The organism is Gilvibacter sp. (assembly GCF_013214815.1).
Taxonomy (GTDB): Bacteria; Bacteroidota; Bacteroidia; order Flavobacteriales; family Flavobacteriaceae; genus Gilvibacter.
The window spans coordinates 26,156-44,674 of the sequence record NZ_JABSPU010000007.1 but is presented as its reverse complement, the minus strand read 5'-3'; the positions used below and the strand labels follow the sequence as shown (position 1 = coordinate 44,674).

18 protein-coding genes are annotated in these 18,519 nt (G+C 41.8%); 6 read left to right on the top strand and 12 right to left on the bottom strand.

Annotated elements, in window-relative coordinates; genetic code table 11:
• Positions 1-7: 7 nt before the first annotated feature.
• Complete coding sequence (locus HRT75_RS02810; protein WP_291182487.1) at positions 8-874, top strand: RNA polymerase sigma factor RpoD/SigA; 867 nt, start codon at positions 8-10, stop codon at positions 872-874.
• A 323-nt stretch (positions 875-1,197) separates the two neighbouring features.
• Here HRT75_RS02810 and HRT75_RS02805 read toward each other — a convergent pair whose 3' ends face one another.
• Positions 1,198-1,962, bottom strand: a complete 765-nt coding sequence (locus HRT75_RS02805) for an HmuY family protein (protein ID WP_291182486.1) — start codon at positions 1,960-1,962, stop codon at positions 1,198-1,200.
• Positions 1,963-1,980: 18 nt separating this feature from the next.
• A complete protein-coding gene (locus HRT75_RS02800) occupies positions 1,981-4,011 on the bottom strand; it encodes a TonB-dependent receptor (protein WP_291182485.1) in 2,031 nt (676 codons plus the stop codon).
• A gap of 159 nt (positions 4,012-4,170) precedes the next feature.
• Here HRT75_RS02800 and HRT75_RS02795 point away from each other — a divergent pair, with 159 nt between their 5' ends.
• The 5 genes from HRT75_RS02795 to HRT75_RS02775 all read left to right on the top strand — a co-directional run bounded on the left by HRT75_RS02795 (position 4,171) and on the right by HRT75_RS02775 (position 9,712).
• Positions 4,171-5,076, top strand: coding sequence for a DUF6607 family protein (locus HRT75_RS02795; RefSeq protein WP_291182484.1), 906 nt, complete (start codon positions 4,171-4,173; stop codon positions 5,074-5,076).
• A gap of 2 nt (positions 5,077-5,078) precedes the next feature.
• On the top strand, positions 5,079-6,575 hold the full coding sequence (locus HRT75_RS02790) for an ankyrin repeat domain-containing protein (RefSeq protein WP_291182483.1): 1,497 nt from the start codon (positions 5,079-5,081) through the stop codon (positions 6,573-6,575).
• 2 nt (positions 6,576-6,577) lie between these two features.
• Positions 6,578-7,063 carry a DUF2271 domain-containing protein gene (locus HRT75_RS02785; RefSeq protein ID WP_291182482.1) on the top strand — a complete coding sequence of 162 codons (486 nt, stop codon included), beginning with the start codon at positions 6,578-6,580 and terminating at the stop codon, positions 7,061-7,063.
• Positions 7,064-7,069: 6 nt separating this feature from the next.
• Complete coding sequence (locus tag HRT75_RS02780) at positions 7,070-9,262, top strand: PepSY domain-containing protein (RefSeq protein ID WP_291182481.1); 2,193 nt, start codon at positions 7,070-7,072, stop codon at positions 9,260-9,262.
• Between the two features lie 96 nt (positions 9,263-9,358).
• Positions 9,359-9,712, top strand: a complete 354-nt coding sequence (locus HRT75_RS02775; RefSeq protein ID WP_291182480.1) for a DUF6686 family protein — start codon at positions 9,359-9,361, stop codon at positions 9,710-9,712.
• Positions 9,713-10,186: 474 nt separating this feature from the next.
• Here HRT75_RS02775 and HRT75_RS02765 read toward each other — a convergent pair whose 3' ends face one another.
• The 10 genes from HRT75_RS02765 to HRT75_RS02720 all read right to left on the bottom strand — a co-directional run bounded on the left by HRT75_RS02765 (position 10,187) and on the right by HRT75_RS02720 (position 18,471).
• Positions 10,187-10,573, bottom strand: a complete 387-nt coding sequence (locus HRT75_RS02765; RefSeq protein WP_291182478.1) for a MerC domain-containing protein — start codon at positions 10,571-10,573, stop codon at positions 10,187-10,189.
• On the bottom strand, positions 10,574-12,004 hold the full coding sequence (locus HRT75_RS02760; protein WP_291182477.1) for a DUF3526 domain-containing protein: 1,431 nt from the start codon (positions 12,002-12,004) through the stop codon (positions 10,574-10,576).
• A gap of 1 nt (position 12,005) precedes the next feature.
• The gene (locus HRT75_RS02755; protein WP_291182476.1) at positions 12,006-13,412 is read right to left on the bottom strand and encodes a DUF3526 domain-containing protein; all 1,407 of its coding nucleotides are present in this window, start codon (positions 13,410-13,412) and stop codon (positions 12,006-12,008) included.
• Between the two features lie 9 nt (positions 13,413-13,421).
• On the bottom strand, positions 13,422-14,123 hold the full coding sequence (locus HRT75_RS02750) for an ABC transporter ATP-binding protein (protein ID WP_291182475.1): 702 nt from the start codon (positions 14,121-14,123) through the stop codon (positions 13,422-13,424).
• Positions 14,124-14,308: 185 nt separating this feature from the next.
• Complete coding sequence (locus tag HRT75_RS02745) at positions 14,309-14,614, bottom strand: hypothetical protein (RefSeq protein ID WP_291182474.1); 306 nt, start codon at positions 14,612-14,614, stop codon at positions 14,309-14,311.
• Positions 14,615-14,678: 64 nt separating this feature from the next.
• A complete protein-coding gene (locus HRT75_RS02740; RefSeq protein ID WP_291182473.1) occupies positions 14,679-15,092 on the bottom strand; it encodes a MerC domain-containing protein in 414 nt (137 codons plus the stop codon).
• A gap of 35 nt (positions 15,093-15,127) precedes the next feature.
• On the bottom strand, positions 15,128-15,949 hold the full coding sequence (locus HRT75_RS02735) for a hypothetical protein (RefSeq protein WP_291182472.1): 822 nt from the start codon (positions 15,947-15,949) through the stop codon (positions 15,128-15,130).
• Positions 15,950-16,084: 135 nt separating this feature from the next.
• The gene (locus HRT75_RS02730) at positions 16,085-16,669 is read right to left on the bottom strand and encodes a HupE/UreJ family protein (RefSeq protein WP_291182471.1); all 585 of its coding nucleotides are present in this window, start codon (positions 16,667-16,669) and stop codon (positions 16,085-16,087) included.
• Between the two features lies 1 nt (position 16,670).
• Complete coding sequence (locus tag HRT75_RS02725; protein WP_366665012.1) at positions 16,671-17,180, bottom strand: DUF6702 family protein; 510 nt, start codon at positions 17,178-17,180, stop codon at positions 16,671-16,673.
• A gap of 10 nt (positions 17,181-17,190) precedes the next feature.
• Positions 17,191-18,471 carry a dipeptidase gene (locus tag HRT75_RS02720; RefSeq protein WP_291182469.1) on the bottom strand — a complete coding sequence of 427 codons (1,281 nt, stop codon included), beginning with the start codon at positions 18,469-18,471 and terminating at the stop codon, positions 17,191-17,193.
• Positions 18,472-18,519: the final 48 nt, after the last annotated feature.

The window sequence follows — 18,519 nt, the reverse complement described above, 5'->3', positions numbered from 1 at the left end:
GTATTGAATGAGACAACTCAAAATTACCAAACAAGTCACCTTAAGGGACTCTAAAGCCGTAACGGCTTATTTGAATGAAGTAAGTAAAATTCCTATGATCACCGCCGATGAAGAAGCCGAGCTTGCGCTTCGCATCAAAGACGGGGATCAAAAAGCATTGGACAAACTGGTCCGCGCCAATTTGCGCTTTGTAGTATCTGTTGCCAAACAGTATCAAGGCCAAGGCATGAATCTTACAGATCTTATCAATGAAGGTAACTTAGGCTTAGTAAAAGCTGCCAAACGATTTGACGAAACTCGAGGATTCAAATTCATCTCTTACGCTGTATGGTGGATCCGCCAATCCATCATTAGTGCTATTTCAAACCGTGGGAGAATGATTCGTCTTCCTTCTAACAAGATTGGAGCTCTTAAGAAGATCTATCGCGCTTATTCGCATTTGGAGCAGAGTCATCAAAGACCGCCAACTGCAACTGAAATCGCCAACGAGGTAGACATGTCTGTTGATGATGTAAAACTCAGCATGAAAAACTCAGGGAGACATCTATCCATGGACGCACCCATAAAAGAGGGAGAAACCACGGATCGCTACGCCCTTACTATATCAGAAGATAGCTTAAAACCTAACGAATCCTTGATGCAAGAAGCCTTGCAAACAGATATGGAAATGGTTTTAGAAGAACTTCCTGGACGTCAAAGCGACCTCTTAAAAATGTACTACGGACTCGGAAAATCCAGAGCAGTGAGCATGGGTGAGATCGGAGCGTATTTTGGAATCACTCGAGAACGCGTTCGCCAGATCAAGGATCGAGCAATCCGCAACCTGCGCAAAAAGTCCAGTACCACAGCTGTACTTCAAGGTTATCTGGGATAAAACACCATCGAATTAAATTTAAGACACCATAAACAAGCATGATTAAGAAAAACAATGCCACTCCTCCATCAGACGAAAAACCTTTACCTAACAACAAATCTTACGGCCTCGGTGCTCGGGTAGGACGCAGAAGACCAGCAAGACCGAAATTAAAATCCTTATCTAGGCTCACTAAATCTGCGATGATCTAATATTGCTCCAAAAAAATAAAACCCCGACGTGAAAACATCGGGGTTTTTTTGACCATAAACAGACTATTTTCTTACCAAAAAAAATGACACTTTTACACGTTTATGATCAGACACTACTATTAACAAGATGTCTTAAAAATTGTCAATTCCATTGTTTGGTTGATACACAAGATTGAAGGTGTAGTAACGAGAAGCATCAGTCATTGGGTCTGGATTGGCGGGCGCACCTTCATAATAACTTAAAATCTCAATTTTTGCGTACTGTCCCTCGGTGGTTCTAAATACCAAAATTTTACCTGCCAATGGAGTAATGGTAAATGTTGCTGGATTGTAGTTGTACCACCCATTGTCTGAACCTGTTGGAATAGCAAGAATATCTGCGGCATCCTGAACGAAGGCTGCAGTGTCAATATCAACTACAGAATCCATAGTTCCTGTCGCGATATATGCAGCAGCATTTCCGGTACGGTCCGGCTCGTCAGCTGTTCCCTGAGAAACACCTCCATTAACTAAAATCGTGGTTCCTCTAAGTGCAATATCCCAGTCCGTTTCACTATCGGTCTGCGTCATGGTGTCTAGGTCAAACTTGGTGAAAGGACCTCCTGGAGGAGTTCCGCCGCCACCAGTTTGCGGTGCGTGAAGATCTGCTACAAGACCTACAACTAGATCTGCAATCGGTTGGGTATCGTCATTGTCATCTGCGTTTGCCACAAATCCATCAGGGGCTTCACAAGCCATAACAATGGTGTTGGCATCACCTAGACCGTCGTTGTCAGCATCGGCAAAAAATTCAACCTCAGTACACGCCTCAGCCACCACGTCGCCATCATCATCGTTACTGCAGGCCGTAAAACCAAGCATCAAACTTGAGAGAAAAAATAACTTAATCGTTTTCATAATTAGTAATAAGTAGAGTTAAAAATTAAAATTGATTCTGCCGTAGAAAAGACTACCGGCAATATTGCTTATGTTTTGTTCGTCAGTGAAATTCAGAATATTGTCTGCACCAACACCTACTTCAAAATTGTTGAGCACCTTTTTGTTGATTGCCAAATCCACAGTGGCATAACCTTCTACGAATTCATCAAACTGATCTAGGTAGGTATTGCCGTTGGTGTCAAATAGGCCAAATTTGCTTCGATAGGTGGTTCTGAGGTTGGTGTTCAGTCTCCACTTAGGAATCTCGTAGAATACTTTAAAATTCGCCAAGTGTCTGGATCTGTTGAATAGCCCAAAGTAGTCGTCTTCTTCTAATTGAAATGAGGGGGACGTAGTGCTCAATCGGGCAAAGACTTCACCATTTTCAAAAGCCTCTTCTGCCTCTCTGTCTTTGGCATAGAGAAGTTGATATCCTCCCGATATTGTGAGTCTATTGTTGATCTTCCAACGGGCATCAAACTCAACCCCTTGGGTGTAAACCTCCGCTTGATTTCTATAACTGAACACGTTTTGACCGTTGGTTTTTCTGGCGATCACCTGGGTGTCAATTAGATTCTCAATGTTGTTTCGAAATACATTGACATTGAGTTTTACTCCTCGAATCGGTTTAAAATCAAATCCAAAATTATAGGCTACAGAACTCTCTGGTTTTAAAGCGTCATTGAACTGAGCAATGATGTTGGGCAGATTACTCACAGTTTCATCGGTAAGTTCACCGCGATCCGCCAGCAACTGCAATTGCGTAGGAACAGCGTTATATCCCAACACCGTGTATCCTACTGTAGAATTGGTGAAATCAAAATAGAGTTGTCTGAAATCTGGAGCCTTAAAACCGTAGCCCACAGATCCTTTTACAGCAACCCAATTAAAGAGTTCATAACGCACCGCCGCTTTTGGGCTAAATTGAGACGCGTATACATTGTGGTCATCATACCTAAAACCAACAATGACGTTTAACTTTTCAAGCGGATGTCCGTCATATTGTGCATAGACGTAAGGCGCGTTGAACTCTGGCTTTTCAAAAAAATCAGTTCTATCAAGAGTTTCGTTGGTAAGCCCTATCCCGCCAATGAACTGATGATCATCATTTATTTTATAAGTGGAACGAATTTCTGGGCGCAAGAAGCGTTGATCAAAATCGCTAAAGGAGAATTGAGAACCGTCCGGATTATTAAGCGTTTGCTCGGCCACATACTGAGTCGTATAAAATTCCAAATACGCACTCCATTTTTCAGTAAACTCATGATCTACTTTTAAAAGAGCATTCCATTCATTGATTACGTTTTCACCTGAAAGGTCCACAGTCGGGCGACTGTCCTGATCTTGTGTGTAGAAACGCCCAGACAAAAGCGCCTTGGTTTTATCAGTAATGTCGTAAGTGGTCTGTAAATTGAATGTGCAATTTGAAAATGCATCTACCGTGCGGGTTTCCGTATCTGGCGTGAGGTCATAACCATCACTACTGAAGCGATTGACAAAAGCATTTATGCCAAAGCGGTTCTTTTTATAATTAACTGAAGCATTGAAGTCTTGAGAATTGAACGTACCACTTCTATGACCAACTTGACCTCTAAATCCCTCTTTGGGCTGTTCGGTGATAATATTGATAACTCCGCCCAGAGCTTCGCTTCCGTAAAGGCTGGAAGAAGCACCTTTGACAATCTCCAACTGTTTGATATTCCCAACGGCCAATCGATTGAGATCTAAGGTTCCGGCAGATCGTCCTACCAAAGGAACTCCGTCTACCAAAATCAAGGAATACTGACTGTCTAAACCTTGAAGCTGAACTCCTTCTCCTCCACCAAAATCAGGTACGGTGATCAGACCTGTTTGTTCGTTGATCACCTCAGCTAAACGTACAGAATTAATCTGTTGAATCTCTTTCTTACTGACAATAGACGCAGGTAAAGGCAAAGATGAAAGCTGACGCTCTGTTCGAGTTGCTGAAATAATAACCTCTTCTAAATCAGTGGGTATAGAATCGGAAAGCAGTTCTTGTCCATGCATTGAAGTGATGGACTTAATCAAGAGTGCTATTAAAGTAAATGATCTGAACATTTTATTTAGAATCGTTCTTAATAAGTGCAAATGTATAACTTATTTTTATTTAGATTAATTTTAAATAATAAAATTTGTGTTGTAATTTTGACCCTAAATCTTAGAACTATGAAAACCAATATTATTCTATTCTTCACCTTAATAATTGCTCTACCACTGTCTGCTCAGAGCAAGAAAAAACAAGATATTGCTGCCATAAAAAGCATGTGCGGTTGCTATGAAGTAACTTTCAATTTTGCAGAGACCTTTACTTATAGCGAAGATTCGCTATACAAGCCTTCTAAAAACAAGGTGTCTTACGGTTTGGAATGGGCACAATTGGTTTCTGAGGATAAAAACAATGTCAGCATTCAACACATTCTCCAAGTTGGAAACCCTAGCGAACCTATGATCGTAAAACACTGGAGACAAGATTGGTCATTCCAAAACCAAGACTTTTATATGTATGACGGTGACAACAATTGGATCTACCAACGCAAAGACAAGGCAGATGTTAAAGGACAATGGACCCAAAAGGTATTCCAAGTAGATGACAGTCCTAGATATGAAGGTTCTGCCTCTTGGGTGCACGTAGATGGAAAAAGCTATTGGGAAAACACCACTCCTGCGCCACTGCCAAGACGTGAATACACCACAAGAAGTGATTACAATGTTACCATCAGAGGAAACCGCCAAGAGATCACAAACTTTGGCTGGGTACACGACCAAGACAATCAAAAAGTGATTCGCACGCCAGGAGAGGACGATATTATCTTGGCGGCGGAAAAAGGATATAACGTTTATAAAAAAGTAGACGACAGCCGTTGTGCTGCAGCTGCCAAATGGTGGGTTGAGAATAATGAAAAGTGGGCGACGGTTCGCGCTAAATGGGACGAAGTTTACGCAAGAAACATGAACTTGTCCCTGGAAACCAAGGTGGACAACAAGAGATTGTACAGCCACTTATTTACAGAAGACGAGCTCACTCAGAATGACATCGACACCATCATTGAATCCTTCGTTAAAAAGCCTTAATCATGAAATGCTCCATCATTGGGATATTCGCCTTTCTAGTCTTTTGTGGTTCAGCAAAAGGGCAAGAAAATGTTTTTACCAACCGCGCCTATTGGAAAGCGAATCCATCACTAGAACAAGTAAAAGCTGACATAGCTAAGGGTAATGATGCCACTGAACTCAACATCAATGCATTTGACGCTGTTACTTGGGCCCTCATTGAGAAAACAGACAACGCTGTAGTTAAATACTTGCTGAGCCTTGAGGGTAATGGGGTGAACAAATTGACGCATGACGGACGCACCTACATTTTTTGGGCTGCCTACAAGGACAACCTGGAAATGATGCAGTACCTCTTTGACCGCGGAGCAAAATTGGATGTCATTGACAGCCACGGATATTCGGTTTTAAATTTTGCTGCAACCACGGGTCAACTCAATACTAAATTGTACGATTTCTTAATCGAACGCGGTGCAGATCCAAAATCTGAAGTAAGCAACGCAGGGGCCAACGCGCTGCTTCTGGTTGCTCCCTTCATGAAAGATGATAGCCTTATCAACTACTTTAAAAACAAAGGAGTCTCTTTAAACAGCAAAGATGATAAGGGCAATGGAATCTTTAACTACGCAGCAAGACGTGGTAACATCGATCTGTTAGATAAACTAATCAAACTTGGTGTTGATTACAAAACGCCCAATAAAGAAGGTGGCAATGCCTTCATTTTTGCCAGTCAAGGCACTCGCGGGCACAGCAATACCCTAAAAACCTATAAATACCTAGAAAGCTTGGGAATTCAACCAAATGTGACCACAGATGACGGCTTCACTCCGCTTCATGCACTGGCCTTCAACAATAAAGATCTAGACATTTTTGATTATTTCATCGCCCAAGGAGTTGATCTTAATCAACCCGATATGAACGGCAACACGGCCTTTACAAATGCCGCTGGAAGAAACAACTTCAGCACGCTTAAACATTTAGTGGGTTATGTGAATGACATCAATGCCGCAAACGCAAAAGGCCAGACCGCGTTGATGCGGGCAGTGCGCTACAACAGTGCAGAGGTTGTTACTTTCCTTCTGAATCAGGGTGCAGATGCAACTGCAAAAGATAATGCTGGCAACAGTTTAGCCTACTATTTGATTGGAGGCTACAACAGCGACAAAACTGACATATACAATTCTAAATTCACAGCCCTCAGTGCTGCAGGACTCGATATGAATGAAACACAATCTGCCGGTGACACACTTTGGCATCTCGCTGTAAAGGCTAACGACTTAGACCTTTTAAAGGAGCTGACAAAATGTAACATCCCCATCAATCAAAAGAACAGTGAGGGACTAACACCTTTGCACCTGGCGGCAATGAAAGCCCAAGATGCAGATATATTGAAATTCCTGATTGCACAAGGCGCAGACAAAAACTCAAAAACAGATTTTGACGAGTCCGTTTTTGATTTAGCCGCTGAGAATGAATTACTCAACCAGCAAAATATTCCTTTAAATTTCCTCAAAATATAGCCATGAGAAAATTAGCTTTACCTCTAATCACTTTGATATTCTTAGCCATTGTTGGTTTTATTAAACCCGTAGAAAAGACAGCGGTTAAATGTATGATTCAATTGGTTAACTATACCGGTGAAGGTGCTTATGTGGTGGTTTCGCTTATGAATCCTGACGGTAGTTATGCAGAAACGCTGTATGTCCAAGGCGATGATCCGGAATGGTACAGCGACATCCCAGAATGGTGGAGTTTTTATGGTAAATATCGTCCAGATATTGATGCCATTGTGGGAGAAACAGTTTCTGGTGGAGAACGCAGTTTAAGTATCTTAAAAATTCCTTCGGAAAAGATTGATGCTGGCTACAGCCTGCGTTTTGAGACTGCCGTAGAAGATCAGGAGTATTACCAAGAAGATGCACGCATTGACTTAACCACAGCTAACTTAAAAACAAAAGTAGAAGGTTCTGGGTTTATTCGCTATGTACGTCTAATGCCGCAACAGTAGTGGTTCATGACTGGTCTGATCTGGAGAAATAGTCATTATCTACTGGCTCTGGTGTCAGGCCTGTTTTTGGTATTTGCCTCTGTGACCGGGGCTATTTTGGCTTTTGAACCCATGAGCCAAATCAACACCGATTATAAATCGGTAGATCTAGCTCAGGTCTCTCTTAGCACCACAATTACCGCACTACAAGAAAAGTACGATGAGGTACTTGAATTAGAGGTAACTCCAGACGATTATCTGGTAGCAGATGTATTTACTTTTGAAGGAGAGAGTCGTCAAATATTTATTGATCCCCTTACCGGCAACGAGCTGGGTCTTGTCAAACCACAATCCCCTTTTTTTAGTTTTATAACCAATTTGCACCGATCCCTATTCTTAAAGGGCCTTGGTAGAGCCTTTGTTGGAATTGTCTCCTTCCTTTTGTTTTTGATTGCAGTATCAGGGGTTTTTTTATCGGCACAACGACAAGGAGGTTTTAAAAAATGGTTCAGTCCCGTTAAAGAAAAGGAATTCAACCAGAGATATCATGTTCGCTTAAGCCGTTGGATGATCATTCCCATTGCGCTGATAGCAATCACTGGTGTATACTTATCAACCGAGAAGTTTGATCTATTACCGGATGCTAAAATTAAGCACAACTACGACGAGATAGCTACTCATAGAACGGCACCAGATTCCCTTGAAAACATATTTGAAACTACTTCCTTGGCTGAGTTGCGGAAGTTGAGCTTTCCTTTTTCTGCGGATGAAGAAGACTATTTTGAATTAGCTTTAAAGGATAGGGAACTCCTAGTGCATCAATACTCGGGAGCTGTTATTAGTGAAGTTTCTTATCCTTTTGTGATTCTCGCTTCTCGTTGGAGTTTAAAATGGCATACGGGTCAAGGGAGTCTGCTGTGGTCAGTAATCCTTTTATTGGCTAGCCTTAGTATTGTTTTCTTTCTCTACTCCGGATTGAGCATTGCGTTTAAACGCAAAAAGAAAAGCAAGCAAATAGTCTCCAATTTTACTGCGGATGAAGCCGAAATTATAATCCTGGTCGGCTCTGAAACTCGAAATACCTATCGTTTTGCTCATGCATTTTTTAGGGAACTGGAATCTGCTGGGAAACGTGTTTTTATTGCAGATTTAAACGAATATACCACCTACGGTCAGGCTAAAACGCTCGTAGTATTTACCGCTACCTACGGTGATGGTGAAGCCCCATCAAATGCCCGACTTTTTGAACGACTGATTCATGAGGTTAGTCCTTTAAACCCGATGATTTTTGCAGTGATTGGCTTTGGTTCTAAGGATTATCCCAAGTTCTGCCAATTTGGAATCAAAGCTGATGCGCTGCTTCATGGACACCATGATTTTAGTCCGATCCTGCCGTTACACAAGATCAATGAACAATCGGAGACCGAATACGCAGCTTGGATAAAGGCCTGGAACAAGAGTCAAAATATGAACCTCAGGACTTCTTTAAAGCCGAACAAAAAAGCTGATGTAAAGTTCCAGAATTTTGAAGTGATCAACCGCACGCCTTTAAACTCAGATGACAACGTCCTTATTCAGGTGTGTCCGCAACAAAAGGGCAAGTTTGAATCTGGGGATCTGCTTCAAGTACTTGCTCCAGACACTACCAAAACCAGAGCCTATTCCATTGCCAAAGTTGATGGAGATGTCTTACTGAGTGTTAAGAAGCATGTGTTTGGAAAGTGTTCTCCTTATTTATGCAATCTCAAGAAGGGAGATTTGCTAAAGGCTTATGTTGAAAAGAATAGTAGCTTCCGCTACCCTAAAGATGCTCCAGCGGTCTGGCTAATAGCTAATGGAACCGGAATTGCCCCGTTCCTCGGCATGATCCAAAACACAGACAGCTCGCAACAACTTCGCCTCTTTTGGGGTGGCCGAACCGCAGCGTCTTTTAATCTCTACAGTGAAATTTTAGAAAAGGCACAAGCAGAGCATAATCTCCACAGCTTTGATATGGCCTTTTCTAGAGATGTTACGGGCAATTATGTCCAAGATCTTATCAGAAAAGAAGCAGAACAATTAATTGATCTGCTTGAAAACAGAGGTGTGATTATGATCTGTGGTTCTTTAAAAATGCAAGATGGAGTCTTGGAGGTTATTGCTGAATTTTTACGTGAAAATTCCAATTCAACATTAGAAGCATACCTGAGTAACGGTCAAATACTTACCGACTGTTATTAATGGCAAATATTAACACTATTTTTATTTAGAATAATTTTAAATAATGATTTTTAGCGCGTACATTTGTAGTATAATTATTCCATAAATAATTGGCCCATGTCTCATCAGGTGAAAGTCATTAAAAAAAATTGCAACGGAGAATTGTCTTACTGCGAAAACTGCAGAAAGTTTCAATTGACTTTTAACAACCTCCTTTTAGAATTCAACGATGAAGAATTGTTGAACTTTGAGACTTACCTCACGAATATTAATGTGGATTACTGGGATTGTCAAAACCGTCAGACGGCTGTCAAGAGAATTATCCCAATATACACCATGCAGAAAAACCTGCGATTGGTTTTTAGTAAACAAGAGTTTGACGCCTTACAGGATCTGGTTTGTTTAAAAAACAAAGAACCGCAAGATTCACTTACGGTTCTGGATATAGATTATACGCTTTTACTAAACTAAGCGGTTACGTGTTCTGGCGCCCAAGAAGAGCATAACACGCCTGATTTTGCTTGTGACGGGTGTGCGCAGGCAGAGTTTCCAAACTTTGCGCAGGAATCGCAACTCGCGTCATTATTGAGAGACGCTTTCATTTCAAAACGCTCACAAGTATAATTTTGTCTTACTTGTACTCCGTGTACTTTACAGTTATCATTAAGCACCAAATTTGCGCAATTGATGCAACTGTTTCCTAGTGATATAGCCATCTTTTTTCAGTGTTTGTTTACTCAAATTTACAAAGAGCTCCCTTTAGATTGAATTTAAATAACTGATTCTGTGTTATTTCTGTTTAGACTGATTTAAGATAAGGGCATTTATGATGTAAGTAACCTTTAGTAAATTAGACCAAGTAAATTGAAAAACCCGGGCTCTCGCCCGGGTCCGCAGTGGAGCCCATTCACCTGCTCCACACACTAAATCAAAAAATACGAACACTCAATTTTCACTAACTATACAGCGCTCGTATGCTTTAAATGCGTTTATATTTCTGGCATGACTTACAATTAAGAACAAGCTGCCCATAACAGTCATAACCACTTCTAAGGTCTCCCCGATCTCAAATCGGCTGACCACCAACAAAACAATACCGATGATCGCCATTCGGATGGGCGTGTGATTTTTATGCTTCAAGGCGCTTCTGCCCAAAGAGAATACGGCCAAAAAGATCCCGACGGCAATGAATCCCATTTCAATCATTGGATTCTCTAAAAAGCGCAAGCCAGCCAAAGCTGTTATCCCTAGTAAAAGAGGAACCACCGCGCAGTGCAAGGCGCAACAGATGGAGGTGGTGATTGCGAGTTTGTCTATGGTTTGATTCTTCATTTATGCTCCTATTAAACCGTTTTGCTTTTGACGTTTTTGAGAAAAACCCCACCCTATAGCGATGAGAACTAGAGACAATCCTACCAAAATCAAAGTGGTAATGCTAAGATTTTGTGATGGAGGTTTGTATATAAAGTGGGGCAAGTTTTTTATATCTGATGCTGTAAATTGCTGATTGTTGTACAGCATAGGCGAAAGATGATCTCGCCACTGGCCAGCAAAGGCAATAACTTGCTTTCTATAACTTTCATAATCCGCAGTAGAACTCCCCGCAATGGTATTGAGCGATTGCTGGGTTACCAAGGCTGGAGACAACCATTTGAACTTTTCAAAAACCTCTTGTTGTTTTTCCAACTGAGCTTCAAAGGCTCCCACTACAGGAGCTAGTTCTTTCTTGATAAGCTCTTGAGAGGCTATATAACGGTGGTAAAAATTCCGCGCTTGAGCAGTATCATTGATGGCGTATTCTGGATGATCTCTAAGATAAGCGTCTAAGATCTCATCTTGCTTTTTAGATACTTCTGTCTTTTTAGCACGCATATCGTTGATCATCAGGGTACGCGATGGAATAGGATAAGCGGTATTCCCAACCTGATTCAATGCGGAAGGAACCAGTAATACCAAAATCACCCACAACCCAAGCATAGATACTGCATTCTTGGCAGAGCTGCCAGCGCTTAAGTTGACCAAGAAGGCCAAAACAAACCAAAATAGCATGTAGGCTAAGATCAATCCGGTAAGGGCAAAAAAATCAGCTAAGTTGGTTGTCAGTCCAGCTCCAAAGACTGTAAAAGTCAAGATTAGAACCACAACAACCATTAAGGAAAGCCAGAAGAAACGCAAAGCTAACTTTTGAAGCATCCAACGACGAATACTCATAGGTTGTGCACCGAGCAAACGCAAGGTACCTTGTTCCTTTTCTGCTGACAGTATGTTGTATGAAAAAGCAATGATCAGTAGTGGCAATAAATAAACGATAACAAAGGCGAGATCAAAACTTCCAAACAACAACTGGACAGGACTGGTCATTTCCGTAAAATTCAGGGCAAAATCATCTCCAGATACTTTGGGCTTCACGTAAGAAGTATACATATCGGATTGGCCTGTAGCTATGAATGCAAAGGCTGGAGGTTCCATGGCTGCTACTCGAGGATAATAGTTTCCAACGGCCATAGGGTTGGTTGGGATCGTCCATCGAGAAGCACTAACTGGCAGTCCTTGCGCTACGGAATCCAAGAGCTTCTCCATATCCATATCTGCTTGTTCAACTTCTGCCATAGCCTCAGAAATAACGGCTTTGCGCTGATCGAGTTTCTGTAATCCGTTGAAAGTTGAAAAACCGAACAAAATGATCAAGGTTAGGCTGAGCAACTGAATCCAGCGACTGCGCAGTAATAATTTAAGCTCGTATGTAAAATTGTATTTCAGCATACTAGATTCTCTTTATGGATAGCAAACTCAGCACAAAAGAACCCACAAGCCAAAAGGATAGGACAGCAGTGTTTCCTCGATTGTCAGAAACGATCTGTTGCAATTCTGGTGGATCGTATTCAAAGGCAGGCAGTTCTTGCCACAAACTGGCATCCGCTTGATAGCCCCATTCTCCCAATTTAGAATTCTCTGCAAAATTATCGTTGAGGAACTTTTGAGTTAGGATACGATACTCCTCCGCAGCATCTGCAAAATCCCAATGGGTATTGTAATCGGTGTGAGCAATGGCCATACTCATAAATCGAGTTGGTAAAAAAGGAGAGATTACCGCAAGACTTCTGTACGTTTTTGATTGATTTTTGTATTGCTCTTTGAGGTAGTTATAATGCTTGAAATAGACCTCAGCCTCATGTTCCTCACCTTTTTGCATGCGGTATGCATCAAAGTTAAATGGCAGCTGATGCAGACTATCTACTCCGTACTCTTTAAGGACTTCTTGCTCCAAAAGCTTCGCTTCTTTACTCCACGGATTATGCCCATCAAGGCCCTGTTTTTTGTCTTCAGCGACCATGGCCAAGAATTCTTGTCTGGAAGGGTAAGGATGCTCGTTTTCAGCAAAATTACTGGCGGCTTTAGGAGCCGCTAGACAGGCTAATATCCACACCGATAAACTCATTACGAGTGCCGTCCCGGATTTGCGTGCACGAGAGGAAATAAACATCACCACATTAGTGAATACCACATAGTAAGCCGCATAGACTAAGAACAAAACTCCCAATGCACTCCATTGAAACTCTCCAAAGCCTTTTAGATTACTCAAAACCAAACCAGCAAGAATGAACACCACCAGGGTGAGTGACAAAATGGGGACCATTAAGGCCAACCATTTGCCCGTAAACCATTTCACTCTGGAGAGCCCTTGGCTTTTTAAAAGGGTCAAGGTGCCCATTTCCCGCTCTTTGGTAAAAACATTATAAGCCAGTAATATGATCAATAAGGGAACCATAAATAACAAGACAAAGTCTGGGGTAAGCTCTCCAAAACGAGCCAAACCTGTTTGGTCAGCCGCAGCGCTGAACTGCGCTTCGTTTCTGTTGTGAGCTTCTAAGAAGATCGAGGTCCCGGCATATTTATCCACCCCTTGATCAATAAGAGACAAAGGGTATTTTGGTTTAAAAGCATAGGTGCCAAAATGCGCCGCAGAATGCGGATTCTTCTCCCCTTGATTGTCCCACATTGCCCTTTCACTGCTCAAGGCTTGTTGGTATTCCTTGTTCGTGTCTTGATAGCGCTTGGCACTGATCCAAACCGAAGATCCTAAAAGAACCAACACGATTGAGAAAGCAATGCGTGCTCGCCCGTCCCTGGTGATCTCTTTAAGTTCCTTTTTAAATGTTTTTAGAATCATAATAACCGCTTAATAGGTCATCGCCTCTAAATAGACTTTTTCTAAATCTGCGAGCGATATCTCGTCAGAAACGAATTGATGAATCAATTCTCCGTTCTTCATGATTCCGATATGAGTAGCGACTTCCTTAGCTCGGAATAAATCATGGGTCGCCATCAGCGTTGCAATACCTTTAGCCTTCAATTTTTGAAGCAGCAAACCAAACTCATTGCTCGCCTTTGGATCAAGTCCAGAAGTAGGTTCATCCAAAAGGAGCGCACTGGCATCTTTAGCCAAAGCAATGGCAATACCCACCTTTTGGCGCATCCCTTTAGAAAAGGCTTCCACGCGCTTGTGAAAGGCATCGGCCTGTAAACCGGCATTTTCTAAGAACTCTTCTAATGCTAGTTTAGAGAACTTTTTTCCCGCGATACCGGAGAAGTAGTCGAGATTCTCAACGGCTGTCAGACTCGGATAAAGCATCAGGTTTTCAGGAATGTAGGCCAAGAGCTTTTTGGAAGCCAATGCATTCTTTGACACATCAATACCTCCAATGCTAGCCGTACCAGAGCTTGCACTTATAAATCCCAAAAGCAAATTTATAGTGGTAGTCTTTCCCGCACCATTAGCACCAAGCAAACAATAGATCTCACCAGGTTTAACGGTCAGATTTAAATTATTCAGTGCCAAATGATCGGCGTATTTTTTAGTGAGATTGGTTGTAGTTATCATTCGTGGGAATCAAATTGTAAAACAATTTTTATGTAGACCCTGAGAACCTGAGTTCTGGTCTATACGTACGAATGGGGGATGTTGCTCTGTAATCTTCCGCAGTTTGAGCTACTCATACACAAATATGCGCGCAAAACAGAGCCACGTCAAGCAATTGAATTATCAAGCAAACAAAGCGAATATCCCTAAAGGACAGGAGGTGGCCTATTGCGGAGTCTATCGGGTAAGACAAAACGATAAACAGGCGCATTGTAACCGCTGTTTAAATCGTCTGAGACGGCCTCTATAGTGTTTGGTAGGGGGACTTCTAAAGTCGCAGGAATTTCCAGATCCTTGGAATCTTCCGTGATTTGAATAAGTTCACACAACTCACATTGGTGATCATCATGGTCATCATCGATATGAGTAATCGCATGTACATTCCCCACTCTTAACAGCAAGAATGCTGATAAGAATAGTAAACTGATGATATTTTTAGTTCGAGAACTCACTACTTGTAAAAGTAAGCATTATTGTTTAAGCCAGTCTAAAATTCTGTTAATTTTCACAAAAAGTCTAGCTGTCTGTCGCGCAACAAGCTTCGTCTTGACATTGGCAATATTTACGATTGTACAAGTGTAATCCGACTAAGGCAAGAGAAGGTATATAAATTGCCGCCTCAGGAATGTGAAGCAACTCAAATTTTTCATTTAAGATCACGAAAGCTAAAAGTACCCAACTGATCCATAGACCTACTCGCATCCACTTTTTAGAGGTATGCTTAGCCGACCAATAAACCGCCAACCACGAAATGGCTATAAATACCAAATCCAATGTACCCCACCAAAACGGGCTTGCCTCATGACCGTGCACGTGTCCGGTGTGAGCAGCAAACAAAAATGGGGTTGCCAAACAATGTGCCAAGCAGAGGGCACTAGCAGCAGACCCAAAGAGATCAGATCTAACGCTTATGTTGAATGCATTCAGCATACGGTATCTTTTAATATTGAGTTTCGCAATCTTTCTTATTCAGTCAAGGTAACAGTTCGAGTTACTGAATTGAAAGGTCCTGGAATTACATCTCCGTTTGCATCAACCAACTCCAGTTGAATGCTTACCTCTCCCATTGGCAATCCACTAATTACATGTGGAGCCCATTCAGTAATCATAAATTCTTCACCGTTGATCGTCGCCTTTACTTTATTACCGTCGGCTGTAAGCGTAGTATTCAAAACAAAAAAGTCAAGTAAAATGCTCTTGGCGTCAGCTCCAGCATAGGTTCCCTTTGGGCGGCTGTAAATTAGCGTTGGCGCCTCCATGTCTAAACCTAGAGAGTCTGTTGGGTTTTCTCCAACCATTAATTTTCTAACCACAACAGAATTTTCATTCTTAACTGATTCGTGATAAGAACGACTCAAAAAGGCAACTAAATGGTGCACTCCATCTGGAATTTCCTTATTGAACGCCGGTTCGTAATGCGCCGAATAAGGCTGATTGTTCAAAATAAAATGTATGTGTTGCCCCTTACCGGAATTGGCTAGTTTTTCCGCATTTGGGCTATCGGTCTGAGCACCCAACTCGTAGTTTTCAATCTTGAAAGTAAAATCTATAGCACCACCACTGCTAATTTCTGCCCCTGCTGGATCTTCTAACATTAAGGCTGCATCGGCGTAAGCAGGAGAACCTTCCAACTTAGCAATAGATATCTTAGCCGGCGTCTCTGTCAGATCTTCTGTTTTTGCCTCAGTTTCGGCATCTTTATTTTCTTCTGCATTTTGCTTGCAGCTGGTTGTAAAAGCGAATAAGGCTATTAGTGCTAATACGAGAATTGAGTTGCGATTTTTCATAGGTTGCTTTGTTTTGAGTTGCAAATTTATTGATTTCTGACGTGATTTTGATCGGATGGGCAAAATGCGGGGCGCTATTTCTTTAAAATCTAGGCGGATCACATCCTCTTAATCCCTTAAAAATCAGCGAAACGACTACCAAAATTTATTCTCAAACATTGAAATTAAAGCCATTCCAGCAGCTGCCCCTGAAATGAAAACATTCCATTCTCTGTGCTTCACATTTATAAGATTCAAGAACACATAAGCAATCGCCACAATGATCAGAACCACCAAGATCTGCCCCAGCTCAATACCAACATTAAAAGCCAAAAGAGGCACTACAACTTCTGAATTGTCTAAAAGTAGCGCTCTAAAATAATTGGAGAAATCCATCCCGTGAATGAATCCAAAAAACAAGGCCATAGCGTAATTCCGACCCATTTTTCGAGTTTCTGTGGACTGATCTGGGCCAATTACGTTGTGTAATGCAGTTAATAAAATAGTTGTTGGGATCAGAAATTTTATAATGCTTGACGGAATAGTGATCACATCAAAAGAAACCAGCGCCAACGTAACACTATGGCCAATGGTAAAGGCAGTAACTAAGATTAAAACCCGCTTCCATTGATGAATTTTATAGACCGCACAAAGCACTACTAAAAAGAGGATATGATCGTATCCAGCTAAATTAGAAATGTGTTCAAATCCAAGTTTTAAATAGAACTCAAAGGGATGCATACTAGAAGTCTATTTGATGGGTTTTGGTTTTTTTATTGAGCATAATACTTTTTGAGTCGCCATTTGCATGAATGTAAACGATATTGTTTTGGTCGAAAAACAAATCAGTGAATACAGCATTCTTTATTTCCAAATCTTGAATTCGCTCCGATTGCGATTGTTCAAAATAAACCCAAAGCGCGGTATTATCACCTTCTCCACTGAGGCGTTTGCTTTTAATTTTAAGGTCGACCCGTTTCCCGTTGACCTTGACATAGAAGAATTTATTCAAGTATTCCATCAGTAACTGCTCCGCATTGGAAGCTTCATTAGACTGGCAAAAGGCCAATTCTTTGCTGTAAGGATCAAAGGTTATTGCTTCATTTACGTCAGTTAGAAAGAGCTTCAGATTCACCGTGAGTAAGTCTTTAGACTGGGTATACTCTATCTCACATAGTGATAAGCGCAAGGGATGCGCTACGAGCGATGTTGTAAATAAGAACCCTATTACAACCAATAACGGTCTAAACACAACACAAAAATTACGAATTAGTCTCTGCAGCTTGGATTTCTTGAGCCTTGGCTTGAACTTCCTTGAACACACGGATCAAGTTTCCACCCCAGATCTTCGCAATCTGCTCCTCCGTATACCCGCGACGCACTAGTTCAATGGTGATGTTCATCACTTCACTGGCATCAAAAACGCCTTCAATACCGCCACCACCATCAAAATCACAACCAATACCTACATGGTCAATCCCTGCAATTTTTACGATATGGTCAATATGATCAACCACATGTTTCACTGTAGCTGGAAGTGCTGGATACTTTTCATTGATCTCATTAAAGGTTTTACGCAGGGCTTCACGCTCTTCATCAGTCATTTCTGAAATAGGTTTCATACTGGCTCTAAAGGCAGCCATAGCGGAATCTCTAGCCGGATTTGGCGGAGCTTCTCTCAAATAGTCGGCCAACATGGTCAGCTGCACTACTCCACCATTTTTGGCCATAAGCGTCAGCATTTCATCACTCATGTTTCTCGGGTGATTGGTAACGCTTCTGGCATTGGAATGCGAGGCAATTATTGGAGCCTTGGAATACTTTAAGGCATCGTAGAACAGGCTGTCGCTTCCGTGAGACACATCCACCATAATCCCCAAACGATTCATTCGCTTGACCACTTCAACACCAATGTCGCTTAAACCCCCGTGCTCCTCGCCTTGATCGTCCGTGGCAGAATCTGCTAGATCATTGTTGGCAGAGTGTACCAAAGTGATATAGCGCACCCCTTTTTCATAAAACAAGGAAACGTTTTCTGGATCATTCCCAATGGGATAACCATTCTCAATTCCGATATATATGGCGCGCTTTCCAGCCTTCTCTAAGGCATAGGCATCGTCTGGATTCAATGCAAGACCAACCAAATCAGCATTGCGCTCTGTAGATGCTACTATGGAATCTATCATTTGCAAACACAAAGCTTTTGCTCGTGAGTTTCCATCAACATCCCTGATATCTTGTGCTACAAAGGCCGCAAAGAAGATGGCGTCCAAATCGCCTTCAATCATGCGGGGGTAATCTACTTTCGAGCCGGTTTCATTTGGATCGTGCCGTTCTGCTAAGTCAAAGCCTGGCTCCATGAGTCGCAGAGGTGTATCTGCATGGGTATCTAGGGTCAGGACTCGTTTGTGAATTTCCATCGCCTTGGCGATCAATGCTGCTTCTGCTTGCTCTGCTTCTGAGGGTCCAGTTTCTTCTTTACAGCTAACTAAAGCCAGTATTAAACAAAGCGACAACAGACTGCCAAGGGTAAATTTTCCCATGAGATGTGATTTTTGATTGGTTGCAAATAAATGTACAACAAATATCCC

Excerpts from the sequence above, each read along its gene's own strand:
- HRT75_RS02755 (WP_291182476.1), bottom strand. The coding sequence starts at position 13,412 with ATGATTCTAAAAACATTTAAAAAGGAACTTAAAGAGATCACCAGGGAC.
- HRT75_RS02740 (WP_291182473.1), bottom strand. The coding sequence starts at position 15,092 with ATGCTGAATGCATTCAACATAAGCGTTAGATCTGATCTCTTTGGGTCT.
- HRT75_RS02775 (WP_291182480.1), top strand. The coding sequence starts at position 9,359 with ATGTCTCATCAGGTGAAAGTCATTAAAAAAAATTGCAACGGAGAATTG.
- HRT75_RS02810 (WP_291182487.1), top strand. The coding sequence starts at position 8 with ATGAGACAACTCAAAATTACCAAACAAGTCACCTTAAGGGACTCTAAA.
- HRT75_RS02805 (WP_291182486.1), bottom strand. The coding sequence starts at position 1,962 with ATGAAAACGATTAAGTTATTTTTTCTCTCAAGTTTGATGCTTGGTTTT.
- HRT75_RS02780 (WP_291182481.1), top strand. The coding sequence starts at position 7,070 with ATGACTGGTCTGATCTGGAGAAATAGTCATTATCTACTGGCTCTGGTG.
- HRT75_RS02795 (WP_291182484.1), top strand. The coding sequence starts at position 4,171 with ATGAAAACCAATATTATTCTATTCTTCACCTTAATAATTGCTCTACCA.
- HRT75_RS02765 (WP_291182478.1), bottom strand. The coding sequence starts at position 10,573 with ATGAAGAATCAAACCATAGACAAACTCGCAATCACCACCTCCATCTGT.
- HRT75_RS02720 (WP_291182469.1), bottom strand. The coding sequence starts at position 18,471 with ATGGGAAAATTTACCCTTGGCAGTCTGTTGTCGCTTTGTTTAATACTG.
- HRT75_RS02735 (WP_291182472.1), bottom strand. The coding sequence starts at position 15,949 with ATGAAAAATCGCAACTCAATTCTCGTATTAGCACTAATAGCCTTATTC.
- HRT75_RS02790 (WP_291182483.1), top strand. The coding sequence starts at position 5,079 with ATGAAATGCTCCATCATTGGGATATTCGCCTTTCTAGTCTTTTGTGGT.
- HRT75_RS02785 (WP_291182482.1), top strand. The coding sequence starts at position 6,578 with ATGAGAAAATTAGCTTTACCTCTAATCACTTTGATATTCTTAGCCATT.
- HRT75_RS02800 (WP_291182485.1), bottom strand. The coding sequence starts at position 4,011 with ATGCATGGACAAGAACTGCTTTCCGATTCTATACCCACTGATTTAGAA.
- HRT75_RS02750 (WP_291182475.1), bottom strand. The coding sequence starts at position 14,123 with ATGATAACTACAACCAATCTCACTAAAAAATACGCCGATCATTTGGCA.
- HRT75_RS02730 (WP_291182471.1), bottom strand. The coding sequence starts at position 16,669 with ATGCATCCCTTTGAGTTCTATTTAAAACTTGGATTTGAACACATTTCT.
- HRT75_RS02760 (WP_291182477.1), bottom strand. The coding sequence starts at position 12,004 with ATGCTGAAATACAATTTTACATACGAGCTTAAATTATTACTGCGCAGT.